Raw genomic sequence first — 19,003 nt, forward strand, 5'->3', positions numbered from 1 at the left:
CCTCACTAACGGGGATGGTGATTTTTTTGTGTCTAGTAAAAGTGCCACTATACTTACTAATGGAAAAAACGCGGGATTTGTTGCACGCATTCGCTCATTCTTAACCATTTCTAAAGGTTGAAATTTCGGCGCTGAACGCTGTGTGAAGGCGACTTGAGAGTTTCACGGTCGTGCTGGCTGATGCCGCTGAAATTTTGGTCGGTCGTTTGCTAAAAAATCTGCTACACTAAGAGGCAGTGACTCACGCGGGAGGTTTTCAATTTGGTAGAAACGTATGCCGAAGCCCTGCAATTCATTCACGGTCGAGATCGGTTTAAGAAGAAGCCGACACTGGATCGTATGCGGCAGTTTATGCATATTTTGGGTGATCCGCAGGCAAAATTAAATATGATTCACGTTGCTGGGACCAATGGTAAGGGGTCCACCGTGGCTTTCTTGCGCGACTTATTCATGGCGGAGGGACAAACGGTCGGGACCTTCACGTCGCCATTTATCACCCGGTTTAATGAACGGATTAGTACGGACGGGGTGCCAATCAGCGATGATGATCTGGTTGCCATGGTGAATCGAATTCAACCAGTGGTAGCCCGCTTAGATCGTGAGCTTGCGGAAGAGGGCCCAACGGAGTTTGAAATTGATACGGCCCTCATGTTTTGCTATTTCGCCAGTCATCCGGTCGATATCGTGATCGTAGAAGTGGGGCTGGGTGGGTTGTACGACTCGACCAACATTATCACCCCCGCCGTTTCAGTGATTACCACGATTGGACTGGATCACATGAAACTCTTGGGTGATACCATTCCACAAATTGCGACGCAAAAAGCGGGGATTATTAAGCCGGGCGTTCCAGTCATTTGCGGCCGGTTAACGCCGGATGCCTTGGCGGTGATGGACCAAACGGCGGCAAGTAAGCAGACGGACGTGCGCGCGCTGGGGAGAGACTTTACCGTTAAGAATCAACCGAAGGCGGAGACGTGGGGTGAACGGTTTGCCTATACCTGGGGCGATCATCGTTGGCAACACTTAGAGATTGATCTATTAGGTCAGTATCAGATTGACAATGCGGCGACGGCCCTCACAGCCTTCATCACCTATCATCAGCAGCGACATTTACCAATCGAGATTACCGATATCCGTCAGGGATTACGGCAAACGGCGTGGCCGGGACGCTTTGAGCGACTAACGACTGAACCCTTGATTGCCATTGATGGGGCGCACAATGAGCCGGCAATGGTGGAGTTAGCGCAGTTGCTGCGACAGCACTTCTCTCAGCACGATGTGTATATTGTGCTGGCCGTGTTGGCTGACAAGCAATATGACCAGATGGTGCGGACGCTACTGAAGGTGCCTAACGTGCATATCGTGGTCACACAATTTCAGGGACCCGGTAAGCGAGCAGCCGCGACACCCCAGGCATTGGAAGATGCCGTGACCTCACAAAAACGGATCAGTATGGCCTCAGATTGGCCGAGTGCGCTGAAGCAAGTGTTGACGAATGTCTCGGCCGACGATTTGGTATTGTTGACGGGATCGCTGTACTTCATTTCTGAGGTGCGGCAGTATTTCAAAGATACCGATTAAGAACATCGTGGGCTTTGCCGCCTTGCCGTTCGCCAGATTTGAGCTGGATCGCTGTGGGGAGGACGGTTCGAGCCATAGGGCGGTCTCGAACCTCACTTTGAGCCGAAAAATTACGTCTCAAAGATGCCATTTACCAAGAAGACCACTCGGCAAATCCCACGGCTGAGCTCAAATTTGACTCACTCACGGCTACGTGAGATCAATGCCCGCAAGCTTAGTAGCACGACACGTTTAAACGCCTATCTACTGACCTCTTGACTATCATAGTCGTTATCTCTCGAACTGAGAACGTCGAGTAGCTAGGTTCTCCAACAAATTTCGTGGTAAAGCACAATCAGAGCCGTAGGAGGTCAGGGATGGAGCCGGCCGTGAAAGTGGTGTTGGCTGGCGTTTTTCAGCCAGCTTTACGGCACGGGCGACTTTGAAGGCACGGGGGCTTCGTGGCTTCAAATCGAGCGAGAAGACTGGTGATCTGCCAGTCTGAAGCGTCCCCACAGCAGGCGGAATCCCTGGCAGCCGGAGTGCGGCCAGGTTAATCTAAGTTAATGCCATGAATTACACCTTATCTGTCAATATTTGGATAGCGACAAATAAATCAGTGGCCTTTACGGAGTTAATCTGTAAGGGAGCTGAGGTAGATGCGACAAGAAAGAGTAACCAGAGATAATGAACGCCAGTTAGTGTGTCGGGTGCTTCGGCAATTGGGACATAGCGATTTGCGAGAGGTTGAACGTTTTTTTCGCTATTTTCATAGCGTTGCGGCGCTGCGTTATGCAAGTCAGCGTCAATGCCGGCAATATGTCAGCGGGGATACCGCGCGCCAGGCACTCTTGACGGCCATTGAGCTGGGTAGGTGGGCACAGCGGGCGCCGCGTCCCATCTATGGCACCGTGGTGGCGAGTCATCAGATTGCTGAGAGCTTGATGGATGATTTGCGGTATCGGCCTCAGGAGCGGCTCGAGGCGTTGATTCTAGATGCCCGCCATCAGGTGATCGAACGGCAAACGGTTTTTGTGGGAACTTTAGACAGCTGTCCGGTGCATCCCCGCGAAATCTTTCGGCTGGCAGTGTTGGCTGGGGGTGCGGCGATTGTCGTCGCTCATAATCATCCCAGCGGCCAGGCTAAGCCGTCGACTAATGATTTGGCATTTATGCGGCGGTTGGCACGTTGTGGTCAGCTGATGGGAATTCCGTTACTAGATGGCTTTGTCATTGGTTTACGGAGCTATTTTAGCCTACGTGAGGCGGAAATGTTGCCACTCGAACAGACGGTCAACCAATCAGAAGGTTTAAAATCTGATTAAAATCGGTTTTAGCTATTTCTTTCTCGTTAAAAGTTCGGTATTCTTGACGTTGACGACGTGTTCTCACGTAGATAGGTATGTTATAATACGTCTATCAAAATGAATAAAACAAACAACTATAAATATTTTGTTGGCAATGAAGGGATGAAACACAGTGTTCGGATTAGGAACGAAAAATATTGGAATTGATCTTGGTACCGCCAATACTATTGTGTACGTTGACGGTAAGGGAATCGTTCTACGCGAACCTTCTGTTGTCGCCAAGAACACAAAGTCTGGGGAAATTGTGTCCGTTGGTGAAGACGCGCGTGCAATGATTGGTCGGACGCCGGCTAGCATTGTAGCCATTCGGCCCATGAAGGATGGGGTGATTGCAGACTACGATACGACTGTTGCGATGATGAAGTACTTCATCGAAAAGACGGTTGGTAAGTCTAGCGGTAAGCCTTACGTCATGGTTTGTGTGCCTAGCGGTGTAACAGAAGTTGAAAAGCGCGCGGTCATCGATGCAACGCGGGTTGCGGGTGCACGTGACGCTTATGTGATTGAAGAACCATTTGCAGCAGCTATCGGGGCCGGGTTACCGGTCATGGATCCTACTGGAAGCATGGTTGTTGACATGGGTGGGGGAACTACCGATGTTGCAACGATCTCTCTGGGCGGTATCGTTTCGAGCCGCTCGATTCGGGTGGCCGGTGATAAGTTGGATGACGCGATTGCCACTTACGTGCGGTCTAACTTTAACCTATTAATCGGTGAACGGACTGCTGAAAAGCTGAAGATGGATATTGGTTCCGCTTCTGTTGAAGAAGCTGACAAGATTGAAGGCGCAACGATTCGTGGCCGTGACTTGGTCTCCGGTTTACCTAAGGCCGTGGAAGTCTCAGCTGTAGACGTTGCCAAGGCTATTCAGGAACCAGTCCAAGATGTCATTACCGCCATCAAGGAAACCTTAGAAGAGACTTCACCAGAAATCGCGGCTGACGTGATTGACCACGGTATTGTGTTAACTGGTGGGGGCGCCTTACTTAAGAACCTATCGGAAGTCATCGCCGATGCAACCAAAGTTCCAGTTTCCATTGCAAACGATCCACTGGATTGTGTTGCAGCTGGGACAGGGGAATCATTAAAGAGTATCGATGTCATGAAGAAAAAATAGGGACTAGCGGGAAGGCAGCTTCCCGCTTCTTTATTGTGACGCCAATGATGAAACGGTGATTGGCGAACAAGATGGAGGTCAAACATGCAGAAATTTTCTTTCAATCGGCGACTGGTGATTATCATTGTTTGCTTGATTGTTAGCTTTGCTTTGATGACGGTGTCCGTAGCTATCCGGAACAAGCGATCCACGCCACCGCTGATCCAACAATTCGGCAATGATATTGTTGGCTTGGCCGATCGGGTTGTGGCCTTGCCTGCCAATGGGCTACACGGTTCAGTGAGCGCAATTTCGGAATTATTGAACACGTATCAGGAAAACCAGCAATTAAAGAAACAGGTGAGTGAGTTGGCCCAGACTAAGGTTCGGGACCAAACACTAGCCAAGGAGAACAAACAGCTTAAAACGCAACTTAAGTTGAATGACTCCCTCACGGATTATACGGCGATTAGTGCAGCGGTGATTACGCGGACACCGTCGTCGTGGCAGAACCAAGTGATCATCAACAAGGGGGCCTCCGCTGGTGTTGTTAAAAACATGCCGGTGATGTCTGGCTCTGGTCTGGTTGGTCGGGTTGCTGAAGTCAACAAGACCAATTCCAAGGTGGAACTTATTACCGATAATAATGACTCCGCCAACCGGTTTGCCGTCTCCATTACCACGAAGTCCGGGAAGACGGTCAACGGTGTCTTGAGCGGCTACAAGTCCGATACGGGACAGATTACCATGAACAACTTGACGACTAAGTCCAAGATCAGTAAGGGTGACAAGGTCGTCACCAGTGGCTTAGGTGGCGTGACGCCTAAGGGCCTGTACGTCGGCACGGTGGCTAAGTCCGTGGGTGATGATTATGGGTTATCAACCAAGCTTTACATTACGCCAGCAACTGATTTGAGTGAGTTAAATATTGTGACAGTTGCTGTAACGAAGCAATAAGGGGGCTAAGACGTGTATCGATTATCTAAAATGCGTTTTGGTTTTCCAATCGGTTTATTTTTAATGTTGTTTCTTGACGGTAGTTTGAGCCAAGTCTTTAGTTCGCAAATGTTTGGTGTGCCGTCAGTTATGATCAGCCATCTCGTGGTTTTATGGCTGGTCTGTGGGGTGTTGTTTGAAGAAAATATGACAATACCACTCGTGAAGTGGGCCGTCGTGGTGGGGATCGTCTTTGACCTTTACTATACGGGAATCTTTGGGGTCTACATTTTTGTGTTCCCACTGGTGGTTTACGTGACGCGTCAATTAGTTAAGTACATCAGCCCCAACTTTTTGAGTGGTTTGCTCATTTACTTTATCGACATCACCATTGTCGAAGCATTAAGCTTCTTAGCCAGTCGGGTGGTCCACATGACGTCGATGTCTGGTAGTGCCTTTTTAGTGAATACACTAGCACCAACGCTGGCTTTGAATTTAGCCCTGTTTGTCGTCTTATATTTTCCGATTCGCGGGGTGTATAATTGGTTAAAATAGGTGAAGGGAACGAACGCTATGCAAGCTGCCGTATTACGGGGAACTCAAAACGGCTATGATTTGGTGCTCAAACAATCGGCGAGCATGGAACAAATTCTGGCTGATTTAAGAACTTTATTGGAAAACTTGAATGTGGATCCTAAGGCGATGGAAGCCACGAAGGTTTCACTGGACGTCTTGACTGAGGATCGCATTTTAACCGCCGATGAAAAATCACAAATCGAGCAGTTGGTCGGCAAGTACCCGCGGTTTGAAATTCATAAGATTGCGGCGAACGTGATGACTATTGCGGATGCCGTTCAATTACGTGAACGTGAGAACGTCCATCTGTTGAGTAAAGTGATTCGAAATGGGCAAGACGTGACCATGCAAGGGGACGTCCTCTTTTTGGGGACGATTCACGAGGGTGGTAAGCTTTGTACAACTGGAAATATTTTCTCAATGGGCGACGTGAGTGGTATCTTGCAGGCGGGATATCCCGATGACGAGACCAAATTAATCATGGGCGATTTATCAACGGCCCAGCAAGTCAGAATTGCTGAGCAATTTGATATTATCGAACCGGATCAAGTGGCCGCTTCTAGCCAAACGATCGCTTATGTTAACGACCTCCATGTGTTGTCGTATGGTAAACTCAGCGCATTAAAGAAGATTAATCCGAAATTGTACAACCGGATTGGAGGAATTTAGAATGGGAAAAGCAATTGTAATCACCTCTGGTAAGGGTGGTGTCGGTAAAACGACGACTAGCGCCAACATCGGAACCGCATTGGCACTGATGGGTAAACGCGTTTGCCTGATGGACTTGGACATTGGGTTACGTAACTTGGACGTGGTTTTAGGCTTAGATAACCGTATCATCTATGATATCGTGGACGTTGCGAGTGGCCGGGCCAAGCTACCACAGGCGCTGGTTAAGGACAAACGATTTGATGATAAGCTTTACCTCCTACCTGCCGCACAGAATACGGATAAGACGGCGCTACAACCGGACCAGGTTAAGGCGATCGTTGACGAATTAAAGCCGGACTATGATTACGTGTTGATTGATTGCCCAGCCGGTATTGAGCAAGGCTTTATGAACGCCGTTGCGGGTGCCGACGCGGCAATTGTCGTGACAACACCAGAAATTTCCGCTGTGCGGGATGCTGATCGGGTGGTTGGTCTGTTGGAACAACACCCATTGACGCAGGCCCCACGGTTGCTGATCAACCGGATTCGGCGGAATATGATGCAGGATGGCTCCATGATGGATATTGATGAAATTACGCATCACTTAGGGATTGAATTACTAGGAATTATCTTTGATGACGATGCGGTCATTTCTACGTCCAATAATGGGGAGCCAATCGTCATGGATGCGGATAACGCAGCATCACAAGGCTACCGGAATGTTGCCCGTCGTTTGGAGGGCGAGACAGTCCCACTGATGAAGCTAGAAGATCAGGAACCAGACGGCTTCTGGCACAAGGTTAGCAGCTGGTTCCATCGCGGCTAATCGGTTAGCTGAAGGCTAGAAGTTCCGAATAACAACCGTGACGTTAAAATTAGGTGACATGGTGGCTCTTTCGTCTTACTGGTCGGCAGGTATGGGCTGGAACGGTGCGAACACACCTTGAAGCTTCGAAAGTGCCGAGTCTCCAAGATTGGTTTTCTACTAAGCCAGTAAGAAGTTCGCTTACTGACTAAATAGAACGACGCATGCATGACTTTCAGGAAAATATCAATTTAGACTTGACGTTTGTGAAAATTAAAAGTAGTATATTGTCAATGAAACGAAAAACGTCGAACAGAAGAGTAAGTTAGATAGGTGTCAACAGAAAGCCCAGCTGATGGAAATGGGTGACTCTGTCAAACTGAAACACATCTGTGAGTTGGTCGTCTGAATCTAGTAGGATGATCCGGGATAGCCCGTTATAGCTGGAGTTGCTTGCAACTCGCCGAGGTTAGGTCAGTGATGGCTTAACAAATTTGAGGTGGAACCACGATGTGATCGTCCTCTTAGACCCAGTTAGGGTCTAAGGGGACGTTTTTTATGTCATGGCAGTGCAAGGAACTCCGTGAGTCGGTGTGGCGTGAGCCTGCCGAGTACATGAGGTGGCACCGCGTGACCAACGCCCTCTTGAGAGTAATCTCAAGAGGGCGTTTTTGAGTTGATGAAGGAGGAGAATTGTTATGCACTATGTTAGTCAGATTTTACCATCGCTGATTTCCGGAACCGGAATGACGTTATCCATATTCTTTTGGACCCTAATCATTTCCGTTCCCTTAGGAATTTTAGTGGGATTAGGAATGATTACCCGATTTAAGCCATTAACTTGGTTGATTAACGTCTACGTTTGGCTGATGCGGGGAACCCCCTTGTTACTGCAATTAATTTTTGTTTTTTACGGGTTGCCGATTATCGGGATTGTCTTTAACCGTTACGATGCTGCGCTCTTCGCCTTCATTTTGAACTACACGGCCTACTTTGCCGAAATCTTCCGGGGTGGGTTACAAGCCATTCCAGTGGGACAATATGAAAGTGCCCGGGTGCTACGGTTGACGAAATGGCAGACTTTACGCAAGATTGTGATTCCCCAAGTGGTTAAAATTGTGTTACCTTCCATTGGCAATGAAGTGATTAATTTGGTAAAGGATTCATCACTGGTTTACGTCATCGGATTAGGCGACCTATTGCGGGCCGGAAATGTTGCCATGGCGCGCGATGTCACGTTGGTTCCAATGCTCCTGGTCGGGGTCATTTACCTGCTGTTGACGGCGGTCTGCACGCTGGTTCTCAAACGCTTAGAAAAGCACTACAGTTACTGGCGGTAAAGAAAGGATGGTTTATTCATGTTAGAACTTAAAGGCATTACAAAAAAATTCGATGGCAAAACCATCTTGGATCAGGTCAATCTCACAGTACCCGATGGGCAAATCTTAACGATTGTCGGTCCCTCTGGCGCTGGGAAGACGACCTTACTACGTTGTATCAGTGGGTTAGAGGTTGTCGATTCCGGAAAATTCTTCTTGGATGGGCAGGCCTTTGATCCCGCTACCAATCGCGACAACGATGCCGTGATCGGCGTGGTCTTTCAAGATTTTCAGCTGTTTCCGAACCTGACCGTCTTACAAAATGTGGTCTTGGCACCGACGATGGTCTTGAAACGTTCGGCAGCGGATGCTGAGAAGGAAGCCCGCGCACTCTTGGAGCGGTTAAATCTAGGTGGCAAGGCGGACCTGTTCCCATACGAATTGTCTGGGGGGCAGAAGCAACGGGTAGCCATTGTGCGAGCTCTAGCCATGCACCCGAAACTCCTGTGTTACGATGAACCCACGTCTGCGTTAGACCCTGACTTACGTCGTGAAGTGGAAGAGATCATTCTGAAGCTTAAACGAGAAGGGATGACCCAGATTGTCGTGACCCACGATATGCCGTTCGCCGAGTCGATTGCCGATCAGATGTTACGGGTTGAACCAAAAGAGTAGGGAGGCACCACGCATGAAATTTAAAAAATTACGCTGGGTTGTGCTGGCTGTGCTCTTGGTTGGCGTCGCCGCAACGTTAGCTAGCTGTGGGACGAATGTGACCCAACGGGCGAATACGCAGGATACTTGGTCAACCATTCAGAAGAAAAAGCGAGTGGTGATTGGACTAGATGACAGTTTCGTGCCAATGGGGTTCCGCGAGAAAAGTGGGCGGCTCGTAGGCTATGATATTGATCTCGCCCGGGCAGTCTTCAAGCAATATGGGATCAAAGTAGATTTTCAATCAATTGATTGGAATATGAACGTGACCGAATTGCATAATGGGACGATTGACCTGATCTGGAACGGCTTTTCCATCACTCCGCAACGGGCCAAGCAAGTGGCTTTCTCGGATACGTATTTGAATAATGATCAGGTACTGGTCACGTTGAAGAAGAACCACATTACCTCTTATCAGGATATGACGGGTAAGGTTCTGGGCGCGCAAACGGGGTCATCGGGAGCCAATGATATTGAGACGTATCCTAAGTTATTGAAGGATCGGATTAAGAATCATGATGCCGTCACGTATGATTCCTTTACGAATGCCTTTATTGATTTGAACGTTGGCCGGATTAAGGGGTTATTGATTGACAGTACGTATGCTAACTACTACATCAAACACCAAGCCCACCCTGAAGACTACCGCGTCACGGTTGGGAGTTTCCCGAAAGAACAATTTGCCGTGGGAATGCGAAAGGGCGATCGGACGTTACGCCAAAAGATTAATACGGGTCTAAAGCGATTGGCAGCTGATGGTCAGTTACAAAAGATTAATGAAAAATGGTTCGGCAGTCACGTTGACACGCCACTGTTGAAGACCAAGTAATGTCGAGTGGTTGGGACAAAAGTCTCAGCCATTTTTTTATCGCCAAATTTTGGTGGGGAAAGCGTGTGCCACTGGGCAACTAGCGGGTAACGCGATCACCGACCTAACCGTCACTTCAACACAGTCGTCGCTTGTATTTGCGGCGTGGTTCCTTTAGAATTAAACACCGATTAGTATTTTGCTAGAGGAGGCAATTGCGCGTGCACTTTCGCATAAAAGACGGGGTAACCTTGGATTTGTTGCCCACAAAACAATTTAAAACTATTGGGATCAAGGTGGATTTTGTGGCCCCACTTCAGGCTACGGCGATCACTGCCCGTGCGCTATTGGCTCAGGTATTAGAGACCAGTACGGCGAAATATCCGACACAGACGGCACTGGCACGGGAATTGTCACGACTATACGGTGCTAGCTTTGGCATTAGTGTGCTGAAACTAGGGACCAAGCATGTGATTCGCCTGACTTGTTCGTTAGTTGATGAACAATATCTGGATCACTTTACGGCCCAGCAACCGCTATTTGAGCAGGGAATGGCGTTATTACGAGAAGTCTTATTTGCCCCCCTGTTGCCTGGCGGTCAGTTTGAGCCCACGACGTTTACGCAGCAACGGCAGAATTTATTGACGGCCATCAAGTCTTTGGATGATGATAAACAGTACTTGGCTAATCGCCGCCTACAAGAGTTGCTCTTTACCGGGCAACCCACCCAGGCGATGAGTGCCTTGGGAGATACGCACGTCTTGAACGATTTGTCAGCAACGGATATTCTCCAGACTTACCACGACATGTTGGCGCACGATGCCGTACACGTTGCGGTGGTCGGCGATGTCACTGAGGAGCGGGCCAAAGCAGCCGTTGCAGACTGGCCGTTGGCTGATCGGTCGATTGGGGACACAGATCCTTACTACCGTTGGCAACTGCGGGATCAGGTTCAAAACGGTGACGATGAAGCCCCCGTTGTGCAAGCCAAACTTAACTTGGCCTACCAACTGCCGATTTATCGTGATGATGATGATTTTCTGGCAGCGGTGGTCTTCAATGCGGCCTTCGGTGGGACGCCACTCTCGCTACTCTTTACCAACGTACGGGAGAAGGCGAGCCTCGCTTACTATGCTAGCAGCAGTTATAATCCGTTTACGGGAACTCTGGTTGTCCAGACGGGGATTCAAGCGGAAAATCAACAACGGGTGATGGCGATCATCGCGGAGCAGTTAACGGCTGTTCAACGCGGTGAATTATCTGAAAAATTGTTAGCTGAAGTAAAGGCTAGTCTGCTCAATGCGCGGCTAGCAGCGTTAGACAGTCCCCAGCGCCGGTTGACGGGCTTGTTAAATACCCAGCTAACGCATTTACATGAACCACTAGAATCATGGCAGGAGAAGCTGGCAGCAATTACCGTGGCCGATGTGTCACGAGTGGCTCAGCAAGTCACGCTGCAGGCAACGTACTGCTTACACGGAGGTGTGCAGGGTGCTAAGTAAGAAAAATTATGAACGGTTGGGTGAAACCGTCTACCAGACGACGTTAGCCAACGGTCTGAAAGTGTTGATGGTACCCAAAGCGGGCTTTCATAAGACTTTTGCCATCATGACGACGAATTACGGGGCGATGGACAATGAGTTCGTTCCGCGGGGACAAAAGGAAGCCGTCCGTTTTCCTGATGGGATTGCTCACTTCTTGGAACACAAGCTCTTCGAGAAGCAGGACCACGACGCCTTTGACTTATTTGGCAAGTATGGGGCCAGCGCCAATGCGTTTACTGGCTTTACGCAAACGAGTTACCTGTTTGCGACGACGAGCCATCTGAAGGAGAATTTGGAAATCTTATTGGATTTCGTCCAGGATCCTTACTTCACGGCGGCTACCGTTAATAAAGAAAAGGGAATTATTGGTCAAGAAATCCAGATGTACGATGACGATCCCGGCTGGCAGAGTTACTTTGGTATGATTGGCCAGCTGTACCCTAAGGAACCGTTGCACATTGATATTGCCGGAACAGTTGACTCGATTGATCGCATTACGGCGGACGATTTGTACGCTGCCTATCAGACGTTCTATCATCCTAGCAATATGAGCTTAATTGTCGTGGGACAATTGGATCCCGACCAGACGTTGGCGTGGATTACGGCTAATCAGGAGGGTAAAACGTTTGCGCCTAACGAACCGATCACCCGAATTCCTTCACCTCAGGCATCACCAGCTGATATTGTGGCGCAGACCACGCGTCAGCTGACGGTGTCTCGGCCTAAGGTCAGCATTGGGTTGCGGGGATTCGACAACGTACCAGCGGGCTTCGCTGGGCTACGGTATAGTATCGCGGTATCCCTGATGTTTGACCTGTTGTTCAACGACACGAGCGACAATTACTTGCGGCTGTATGATGCAAATATCATTGATGATAGCTTCGGCTATGATTTTCAAGTTCAGCGGGGTGCTCATTTTGCCCAGTTGGCCGGGGATACGGATCAGCCAGAGCAATTTGCCAGTGAACTTTCCGCAATTCTTACGGATGCGCCAGCCCAGTTGAAGGCGGCACAGCCACAGTTTGACCTGGTCAAGCGTGAGGCGGTTGGCCGAATTGTGGGTGCCATCAATTCAGTTGAAGGAATTGCTAATCAATACGATGGCCCATTATTTGATGGGGCAACTATTTTTGATGAGTTGGCTATTTTAGAAGCGCTGAGTTTTGATGAATTACTCGCTGCGGCCCATGATTTCTTGGCCCAGGCTAAGCAAACGGTGTACACCATCTTGCCCTAACTGGAAGTTAAGAAACGGTTAAATCATGAAATCTGGGGCCTGTCCGTGAAAATGACGGGATGCCTATGCTATACTGCTAGTAGAGAAATTTTGAACAGGTGGAGAATTTATAATGAGTGAAAATAAAATAACATTGGGGAAAACACTGCGGGATGCCCGGATCGCTAAGGGCTTCACGTTGGACGACTTGCAACAGACGACTAAGATTCAGAAGCGTTACCTCATTGCGATTGAGGATCAAAACTTTGATGAACTTCCCGGCGACTTTTACGTGCGGGCCTTTATTAAGCAGTATGCAGATATGGTCGATCTGGATGGGGCTGAATTGTTAAAGCAATTTGATAGTGCGTTGCCAAGCACCCAGACCCAGGAATATGTTGATAAAGTGAATGAGAATAATCCCGAAACCCGCTCGCAACAACGCAAGGTTGACGATCGGTACGTTAAATTACGCCGGACCATTCCGGTTATCGGGATTGTCATCGTGGTGTTGGTTGTCTTAGTGGGCATCTGGGTTGCGGCTGCGCATAATGGCAGCAACACCAAGAAGGACAACGTTGACAGCAGCTCAGTGAGCGTTTCTGGCAGTTCTAATCAATCGTCCAGTCACAGTTCATCTAAGTCAAGCAGCACGTCATCGAAGTCTTCATCCAAGCAAAAGACGGCCAGCTTTAAGCAATTAAGTTCGACGACGTCTGGATCAACTTGGGAGATGAAGAACGCCGCTTCCAAGCCTAAGGTCGCCTTATCTGCCAGTGGCAGTGCTTGGGCTTCCGTGACGGTTAACGGGGCAACGAGTTGGCAAGGGATGTTATCCTCTTCAACGTCGCATACCATGACCATTCCAAGCTCTGCTACGAGCGTGACGTTTAAGTTTGGTAATGCACCTGCGACTAAGGTGAAGGTTGATGGCAAGACGTTTAACTTTGCCTCAGCTACGGCTACGAGTGACGCCTCTAACAGTTCGTCCGATACGACGACCACGGGCACAACCAGTAGCAGTACGACGACTAGTCAAGTCCAAACCGTTACTTTGGAATTCAAATAAGTTAAAGCGGGTCGGTCCGTGGCGACCGGCACGCTTTTTTTGTGAGAGAGACTTAAGGAGGAAATCGTTGTGAATGTTCCAAATCGCTTAACTATTGTGCGCATTATTCTGATTCCCGTATTTCTGTTGCTGTTAGTACTGCCCTTGAACTGGGGCAACGTCGTGTGGTTAGGGACGACGATTCCGGTTACCCAGGTCTTAGGCGCAATTGTGTTTGCAGCGGCATCGATCACCGATTTCTTGGATGGACAAATTGCCCGGCGCCAACATTTAGTGACGAATTTCGGTAAGTTTGCTGATCCGTTGGCCGACAAGATGATTGTGATGACTGCATTTATCTTATTGGTTGAGATGGGCGCGGTGCCGGCTTGGGGAGTGGCAATCATCGTCTGCCGTGAATTGGCGGTCACGGGGTTACGACTCATCGTGGTTGAAACCGGTGGTCGAGTCCTGGCGGCTGCTTGGCCTGGAAAGATTAAGACCACAACACAAATGGTGGGGATTATCCTCTTGCTCTTGAATAACATTGGTTTTGGCACAATTCACATTCCAATGGCGTTGATCTTCTTCTACATTTGCCTGTTCTTTACGATTTACTCTGGGATTGACTACTTTGTTCAAAATCGACAGGTTTTTGCAGATTCTTCAGCGGAATAAAATCAGTGACGGAGTCTGGGACGAAACCCCCAGACTCTTTTTGCGCTCCGAACGTATATGGCCGAAACGTGGAACCAAAGGCAGTCAACTCCGCTTAACCCCGATAGCCAAACAATCCAAGCCCGGGATTATTCGGCTATCGAAGCGCCGTTCATGCTCATTGACTAACCGCCTTTTGTCCCACTCTCATTTGTCCTAGTGAGATTGTCGAGGTAATTAGCGGTCATAGAGCGCATTCGGTGGTATGCTAGGGAAGTGTCGTTTGATCAATAATGCGTAAAAAAGATAAAAAATGAGGTTTTGACGAATTTTTCCGGTTAAATAACGGAGTTAAGTGGTGGAACCTCCAGGAGGGGTAGCATGCAAGCAGAGATTATTGCGGTAGGAACTGAAATCTTGCTCGGACAGGTGGTGGATACCAATTCCGCTTATATTGCCCAAGGGTTAGCCGACGCTGGTATTGAGGTTTACTATCATTCACTGGTGGGTGACAACGCTGATCGGCTGACAGATGTCGTGAATCAGGCCCGGTCGCGGAGTGATTTGGTGATCATTAGCGGGGGACTGGGACCGACCAAGGATGATCTAACCAAGCAGACGGTGGCCCAGCTACTGGGCGTTAAATTGGTGGAAGATCAACCGGCAATGGCCAAAATCCAACAGCATTTTGCGACTACAGGACAACAGTTAACGCCTAATAATCGGCTACAAGCGCTCTATTTGGCGGGCAGTGAACGCCTGAAGAATACCACGGGGATGGCCGTGGGCTCATTCTATCGCGACCCGCACGGCGCAGATCTCATGTTGCTTCCTGGACCGCCTAGTGAATTGGAACCCATGTTTGAAAATGAAGCCTTACCACGGTTAAAGGCGGCGTACCATCGACAGGAATTCCTAGTGTCACGGGTACTGCGTTTCTTTGGGATTGGTGAAGCTGACCTGGTCACTCGGCTGGCTGACCTGATCGATCAACAGACGAATCCGACGATTGCCCCGTACGCCAAGGTTAACGAAGTGACCCTACGGCTGACGGCAACCGCGCAATCAACCGCGGCAGGACAGCAGTTGTTAGATCGTATGACCGCGATAATCCAAGATCGCGTTGGCGACTACCTGTACGGTTATGGTGACGATAATAGCTTAGCGCAGGTGGTGGTCCAGACTCTGATTGACCGGCAATTGACGATTACGGCAGCGGAAAGTTTGACGGCGGGAAAGTTCCAAAGTACGCTGGGTGACGTTCCGGGGGTCTCAGCGGTCTTTCCTGGGGGCTTCGTGACCTATGCCAACGCCGCCAAGCACGATTTGTTGGGGGTTCCACAACAGGTCATTGATACGGCAGGTGTCGTGAGTGAAGCCACCGCTAAGGAGATGGCTGAACGTTCCCGTCAAAAGTTAGCGACGGACTTTGCCGTCAGCTTCACGGGAGTGGCCGGTCCAGACGCACTGGAGGGCCAGCCGGCTGGTACCGTTTGGCTGGGCTTGGCGCAGCGTGATCACGCACCCCAAGCGAAGTTGCTTCACTTGACGGGGAATCGCGCTAAAATTCGGGAACGAGCAGTGATGCAGGCTTTAGATTGGTTGCGCCGGATTTTGCGGGATCAAAAATGAAGGGGAACTTTTGTTCTCTTTTTGCTTGCTTTTTGTGATAATAATCGGTATAGTATTACTTGAAATGTAACGCACCTAAGGAGGATTTGGATGGCTGACGAACGACAAGCGGCGCTGGATAAGGCGCTAAAGAAAATTGAAAAAGACTTTGGTAAGGGCTCCATTATGCGGTTAGGTGACAACACCAATATGCAGGTGGAAACGGTGCCCTCTGGCTCGTTAGCTCTGGATGTGGCGTTGGGAGTCGGTGGCTACCCACGCGGACGGATCGTTGAAATTTACGGACCAGAATCTTCAGGGAAGACGACGGTGGCTTTGCACGCGGTTGCTGAAGTTCAGAAGCGTGGCGGTACGGCTGCTTATATTGATGCTGAAAACGCTTTGGATCCAGCCTACGCAACGGCATTAGGTGTCGATATTGACAGCTTGCTTTTGTCCCAACCAGATACTGGTGAACAAGGACTGGAAATTGCGGATGCTTTGATCACCAGTGGTGCGATTGACATCGTCGTTGTCGATTCCGTTGCCGCTCTGGTTCCGCGTGCTGAAATTGAAGGGGAAATGGGTGACGCTCACGTGGGGTTACAAGCCCGGATGATGTCACAAGCTTTGCGGAAGCTTTCAGGTTCGATCAATAAGACGAAGACCATTGCTCTTTTCATTAACCAAATTCGGGAAAAAGTTGGGGTTATGTTTGGTAACCCTGAAACCACGCCTGGTGGTCGGGCACTGAAGTTCTATGCGACGGTTCGGCTAGAGGTTCGGCGAGCAGAACAGATCAAAGACGGCACCGACGTCATTGGGAACCGGACCCGGATCAAGGTCGTCAAGAACAAGGTTGCTTCACCATTTAAGCGGGCTGAAGTTGATATCATGTATGGCCAAGGCATTTCACAAACTGGTGAACTGCTGGACATGGCGGTTGAAAAAGATATCATCGATAAGAGTGGGTCATGGTACTCCTATGGTGAAGACCGGATTGGTCAAGGACGTGAGAACGCCAAGAAGTACTTGGCTGATCACCCTGATATGATGGCTGAAGTTAACACGCGTGTGCGGACAGCATATGGGGTTAACGTCGATGGCGAAGATGCGCCAGAGGCCACCAAGACGGATGCCGCTGATAAGGATAAAGATACGGCCAAGGCCGGTAAAACGGGCAAGAAGCCCAATACGCAACAGAGTGAATTAATTCCGAATAAACCACAATCTAAATAAGCGATGGGGCTTGGAGTAGTGTCTCCAAGCCTTTTTCTGTACCTCACAGTTTGCCAGGACTGGTCGCGACACTTCTAAAAATGGGACAGCTCAACCACGATGATTTTGGGCGCAGTTTCCGAGGAGTTTAGTTGACAGCGTTGCAGGCAACCATTAAAATTGAAGTTGCGTCAGTTATCATATCAACATCTTGAAAAGTCTGATTTTAAATTAGTCATTTTTGATGATGCGGAGGTGGAATCATGAGTGTTCCAATTATAATCCTCGCAATCATCGCTATCGTTGTTGGTGTCGTGGGCGGTTATTACTATCGAAAAACGGTCCATGAACGCAAGCTAGATGCTGCCAAGTACACTGCTCAAGGTGTACTTGCCGAAGCCAAGAAGCAAGCTGAGACTGCTACTAAAGAAGCGCTATTAGAGGCTAAAGAGGACAGTCATAAGTATCGGGCGGAAGTTGAACAGGAGCTGAAAGAACGACGTGCCGAAGTTCAGAAGCAAGAGGACCGCTTGATTCAACGGGAAGAAACGTTAGACCGGAAGGATAATTCACTGGAAAAACGGGAAAATTCGTTGAACCGCCGCGATAAGAAACTTAGTGGTGAGGAACAGAATTTAGCGAAAAAGCAACAACAAGCAGACTCACTGATTGAAAAACGGCAAGCTGCAGTGGAAGCTGTGGCTGCTTTATCCCAGGATGATGCACGTGACCTGATTATTTCAGAGGCGAAGACGGCTCTGGCAGGTGAACGGGCAAAGATGATTAAGGAAAGCGAAGAATCAGCTCGCAAGACAGCCGAGGCTAATGCCAAGGATCTGATTGTGTCGGCGATCCAACGTAGCGCTGCCGATATGGTGACCGAAACCACGATTTCAGTGGTCACGTTGCCAAATGACGATATGAAGGGCCGAATCATCGGTCGTGAAGGTCGGAACATTCGGACGCTGGAAACGCTAACAGGGATTGATTTAATTATTGATGATACCCCTGAAGCGGTTGTATTAAGTGGATTTGATCCCTTGCGGCGAGAAGTTGCCAAGATTGCTTTGGAGAAATTGATTCAAGACGGCCGGATTCATCCTGCCCGGATTGAAGAGATGGTGGCTAAGGCGAAGAAAGAACTGGACGAACATGTTCGGGAGCTTGGTGAGCAGACGACCTTTGATCTCGGGATTCATTCGATGCACCCCGAATTGATCAAGCTGGTCGGCCGCTTGAATTTCCGCATTTCTCATGGGCAAAATGCTTTAGCCCATTCAATTGAAGTTGCCAAGATCACTGGGGTCTTAGCCGCCGAACTCGGTGAAGATGCTACGTTAGCAAAACGTGCAGGATTATTACATGATATTGGCCGCGCCGCTGAACATGAAGACGATAGTTCTTACATTACGACAGGAATGGAGCTCGCAAAGAAGTATCGTGAGAGTCCCGTTGTTGTAAATGCCATCGCCTCACAAGCGGATGAAACGGCGCCGCAGTCTGTGATTGCGGAACTGGTGGGGACAGCTGATTTGATCTCAGCCACCCGGCCAGGCGCACGCTCTGATTCTCTTGAAAGCTACATTCATCGCCTCGATAAGTTAGAAACTATCGCCAACGCCTTTGATGGGGTTGATCATAGTTTTGCCATTCAGGCGGGACGTGAAGTGAGAGTTATCGTGCGGCCAGAGAAGATTTCCGATACGGATGCCGTTGTCTTGGCACGAGACATTAAGAAACAAATTGAAGGCGACTTGGATTATCCAGGTCACGTCAAAGTTTCCGTCATTCGGGAAGTCCGGTCAGTTGAATATGCGAAATAAGTCAGAGAAGCTAGGCCATTTCGGTCCTAGCTTTTTTACGTCATTACAGGGTAA

At 49.2% G+C, this 19,003-nt stretch carries 17 protein-coding genes and 1 other annotated feature; all 17 genes read left to right on the top strand.

Annotation, left to right across the window (positions count from 1 at the left end; all coding sequences use genetic code 11):
- Nucleotides 1-261: 261 nt before the first annotated feature.
- The 17 genes from HF569_RS01310 to rny all read left to right on the top strand — a co-directional run bounded on the left by HF569_RS01310 (nt 262) and on the right by rny (nt 18,949).
- Nucleotides 262-1,581 carry a bifunctional folylpolyglutamate synthase/dihydrofolate synthase gene (locus HF569_RS01310; protein WP_168901045.1) on the top strand — a complete coding sequence of 440 codons (1,320 nt, stop codon included), beginning with the start codon at nt 262-264 and terminating at the stop codon, nt 1,579-1,581.
- Nucleotides 1,582-2,219: 638 nt separating this feature from the next.
- Complete coding sequence (locus tag HF569_RS01315; RefSeq protein ID WP_168901046.1) at nt 2,220-2,885, top strand: JAB domain-containing protein; 666 nt, start codon at nt 2,220-2,222, stop codon at nt 2,883-2,885.
- A 154-nt stretch (nt 2,886-3,039) separates the two neighbouring features.
- Nucleotides 3,040-4,044: a rod shape-determining protein gene (locus HF569_RS01320; RefSeq protein ID WP_057733437.1), complete on the top strand. Its 1,005-nt coding sequence runs from the start codon at nt 3,040-3,042 to the stop codon at nt 4,042-4,044.
- Between the two features lie 84 nt (nt 4,045-4,128).
- On the top strand, nt 4,129-4,980 hold the full coding sequence (gene mreC, locus HF569_RS01325) for a rod shape-determining protein MreC (protein ID WP_168901047.1): 852 nt from the start codon (nt 4,129-4,131) through the stop codon (nt 4,978-4,980).
- Nucleotides 4,981-4,992: 12 nt separating this feature from the next.
- On the top strand, nt 4,993-5,514 hold the full coding sequence (gene mreD / locus HF569_RS01330) for a rod shape-determining protein MreD (RefSeq protein ID WP_168901048.1): 522 nt from the start codon (nt 4,993-4,995) through the stop codon (nt 5,512-5,514).
- A gap of 18 nt (nt 5,515-5,532) precedes the next feature.
- The gene (locus HF569_RS01335; protein ID WP_168850311.1) at nt 5,533-6,204 is read left to right on the top strand and encodes a septum site-determining protein MinC; all 672 of its coding nucleotides are present in this window, start codon (nt 5,533-5,535) and stop codon (nt 6,202-6,204) included.
- 1 nt (nt 6,205) lies between these two features.
- Complete coding sequence (minD, locus tag HF569_RS01340; protein ID WP_168850310.1) at nt 6,206-7,012, top strand: septum site-determining protein MinD; 807 nt, start codon at nt 6,206-6,208, stop codon at nt 7,010-7,012.
- 278 nt (nt 7,013-7,290) lie between these two features.
- Nucleotides 7,291-7,518, top strand: a binding site (T-box leader).
- A 171-nt stretch (nt 7,519-7,689) separates the two neighbouring features.
- Nucleotides 7,690-8,331, top strand: coding sequence for an amino acid ABC transporter permease (locus HF569_RS01345; protein WP_168850309.1), 642 nt, complete (start codon nt 7,690-7,692; stop codon nt 8,329-8,331).
- A gap of 18 nt (nt 8,332-8,349) precedes the next feature.
- Complete coding sequence (locus HF569_RS01350; protein WP_168901049.1) at nt 8,350-8,985, top strand: amino acid ABC transporter ATP-binding protein; 636 nt, start codon at nt 8,350-8,352, stop codon at nt 8,983-8,985.
- 13 nt (nt 8,986-8,998) lie between these two features.
- Complete coding sequence (locus HF569_RS01355) at nt 8,999-9,853, top strand: amino acid ABC transporter substrate-binding protein (RefSeq protein WP_168850307.1); 855 nt, start codon at nt 8,999-9,001, stop codon at nt 9,851-9,853.
- 200 nt (nt 9,854-10,053) lie between these two features.
- Complete coding sequence (gene yfmF, locus HF569_RS01360; protein ID WP_168901050.1) at nt 10,054-11,334, top strand: EF-P 5-aminopentanol modification-associated protein YfmF; 1,281 nt, start codon at nt 10,054-10,056, stop codon at nt 11,332-11,334.
- Nucleotides 11,324-12,613 (top strand): EF-P 5-aminopentanol modification-associated protein YfmH, encoded by a 1,290-nt coding sequence (yfmH, locus tag HF569_RS01365; protein ID WP_332870947.1) that lies wholly within the window; start codon nt 11,324-11,326, stop codon nt 12,611-12,613. Before yfmF ends, yfmH begins: the two co-directional genes overlap by 11 nt.
- A 112-nt stretch (nt 12,614-12,725) precedes the next feature.
- The gene (locus tag HF569_RS01370; RefSeq protein WP_168901052.1) at nt 12,726-13,661 is read left to right on the top strand and encodes a helix-turn-helix domain-containing protein; all 936 of its coding nucleotides are present in this window, start codon (nt 12,726-12,728) and stop codon (nt 13,659-13,661) included.
- Nucleotides 13,662-13,730: 69 nt separating this feature from the next.
- Nucleotides 13,731-14,318, top strand: a complete 588-nt coding sequence (pgsA, locus tag HF569_RS01375) for a CDP-diacylglycerol--glycerol-3-phosphate 3-phosphatidyltransferase (protein ID WP_168901053.1) — start codon at nt 13,731-13,733, stop codon at nt 14,316-14,318.
- A gap of 360 nt (nt 14,319-14,678) precedes the next feature.
- On the top strand, nt 14,679-15,929 hold the full coding sequence (locus HF569_RS01380) for a competence/damage-inducible protein A (protein ID WP_168901054.1): 1,251 nt from the start codon (nt 14,679-14,681) through the stop codon (nt 15,927-15,929).
- A 90-nt stretch (nt 15,930-16,019) separates the two neighbouring features.
- Nucleotides 16,020-17,147, top strand: a complete 1,128-nt coding sequence (recA, locus tag HF569_RS01385; protein WP_168901055.1) for a recombinase RecA — start codon at nt 16,020-16,022, stop codon at nt 17,145-17,147.
- Between the two features lie 242 nt (nt 17,148-17,389).
- Entirely contained in the window at nt 17,390-18,949 is a 1,560-nt protein-coding gene (gene rny / locus HF569_RS01390) for a ribonuclease Y (RefSeq protein WP_168849836.1), read from the top strand.
- The last annotated feature ends 54 nt before the right edge of the window (nt 18,950-19,003 follow it).

Origin of the sequence: Levilactobacillus tujiorum (genome assembly GCF_012641185.1) — a bacterium.
Taxonomy (GTDB): Bacteria; Bacillota; Bacilli; order Lactobacillales; family Lactobacillaceae; genus Levilactobacillus; species Levilactobacillus tujiorum.

Coding starts and splice junctions, on each gene's coding strand:
- HF569_RS01355 (WP_168850307.1), top strand. CDS start 8,999: ATGAAATTTAAAAAATTACGCTGGGTTGTGCTGGCTGTGCTCTTGGTT.
- HF569_RS01370 (WP_168901052.1), top strand. CDS start 12,726: ATGAGTGAAAATAAAATAACATTGGGGAAAACACTGCGGGATGCCCGG.
- HF569_RS01345 (WP_168850309.1), top strand. CDS start 7,690: ATGCACTATGTTAGTCAGATTTTACCATCGCTGATTTCCGGAACCGGA.
- HF569_RS01315 (WP_168901046.1), top strand. CDS start 2,220: ATGCGACAAGAAAGAGTAACCAGAGATAATGAACGCCAGTTAGTGTGT.
- minD (WP_168850310.1), top strand. CDS start 6,206: ATGGGAAAAGCAATTGTAATCACCTCTGGTAAGGGTGGTGTCGGTAAA.
- HF569_RS01380 (WP_168901054.1), top strand. CDS start 14,679: ATGCAAGCAGAGATTATTGCGGTAGGAACTGAAATCTTGCTCGGACAG.
- rny (WP_168849836.1), top strand. CDS start 17,390: ATGAGTGTTCCAATTATAATCCTCGCAATCATCGCTATCGTTGTTGGT.
- HF569_RS01335 (WP_168850311.1), top strand. CDS start 5,533: ATGCAAGCTGCCGTATTACGGGGAACTCAAAACGGCTATGATTTGGTG.
- mreC (WP_168901047.1), top strand. CDS start 4,129: ATGCAGAAATTTTCTTTCAATCGGCGACTGGTGATTATCATTGTTTGC.
- HF569_RS01350 (WP_168901049.1), top strand. CDS start 8,350: ATGTTAGAACTTAAAGGCATTACAAAAAAATTCGATGGCAAAACCATC.
- recA (WP_168901055.1), top strand. CDS start 16,020: ATGGCTGACGAACGACAAGCGGCGCTGGATAAGGCGCTAAAGAAAATT.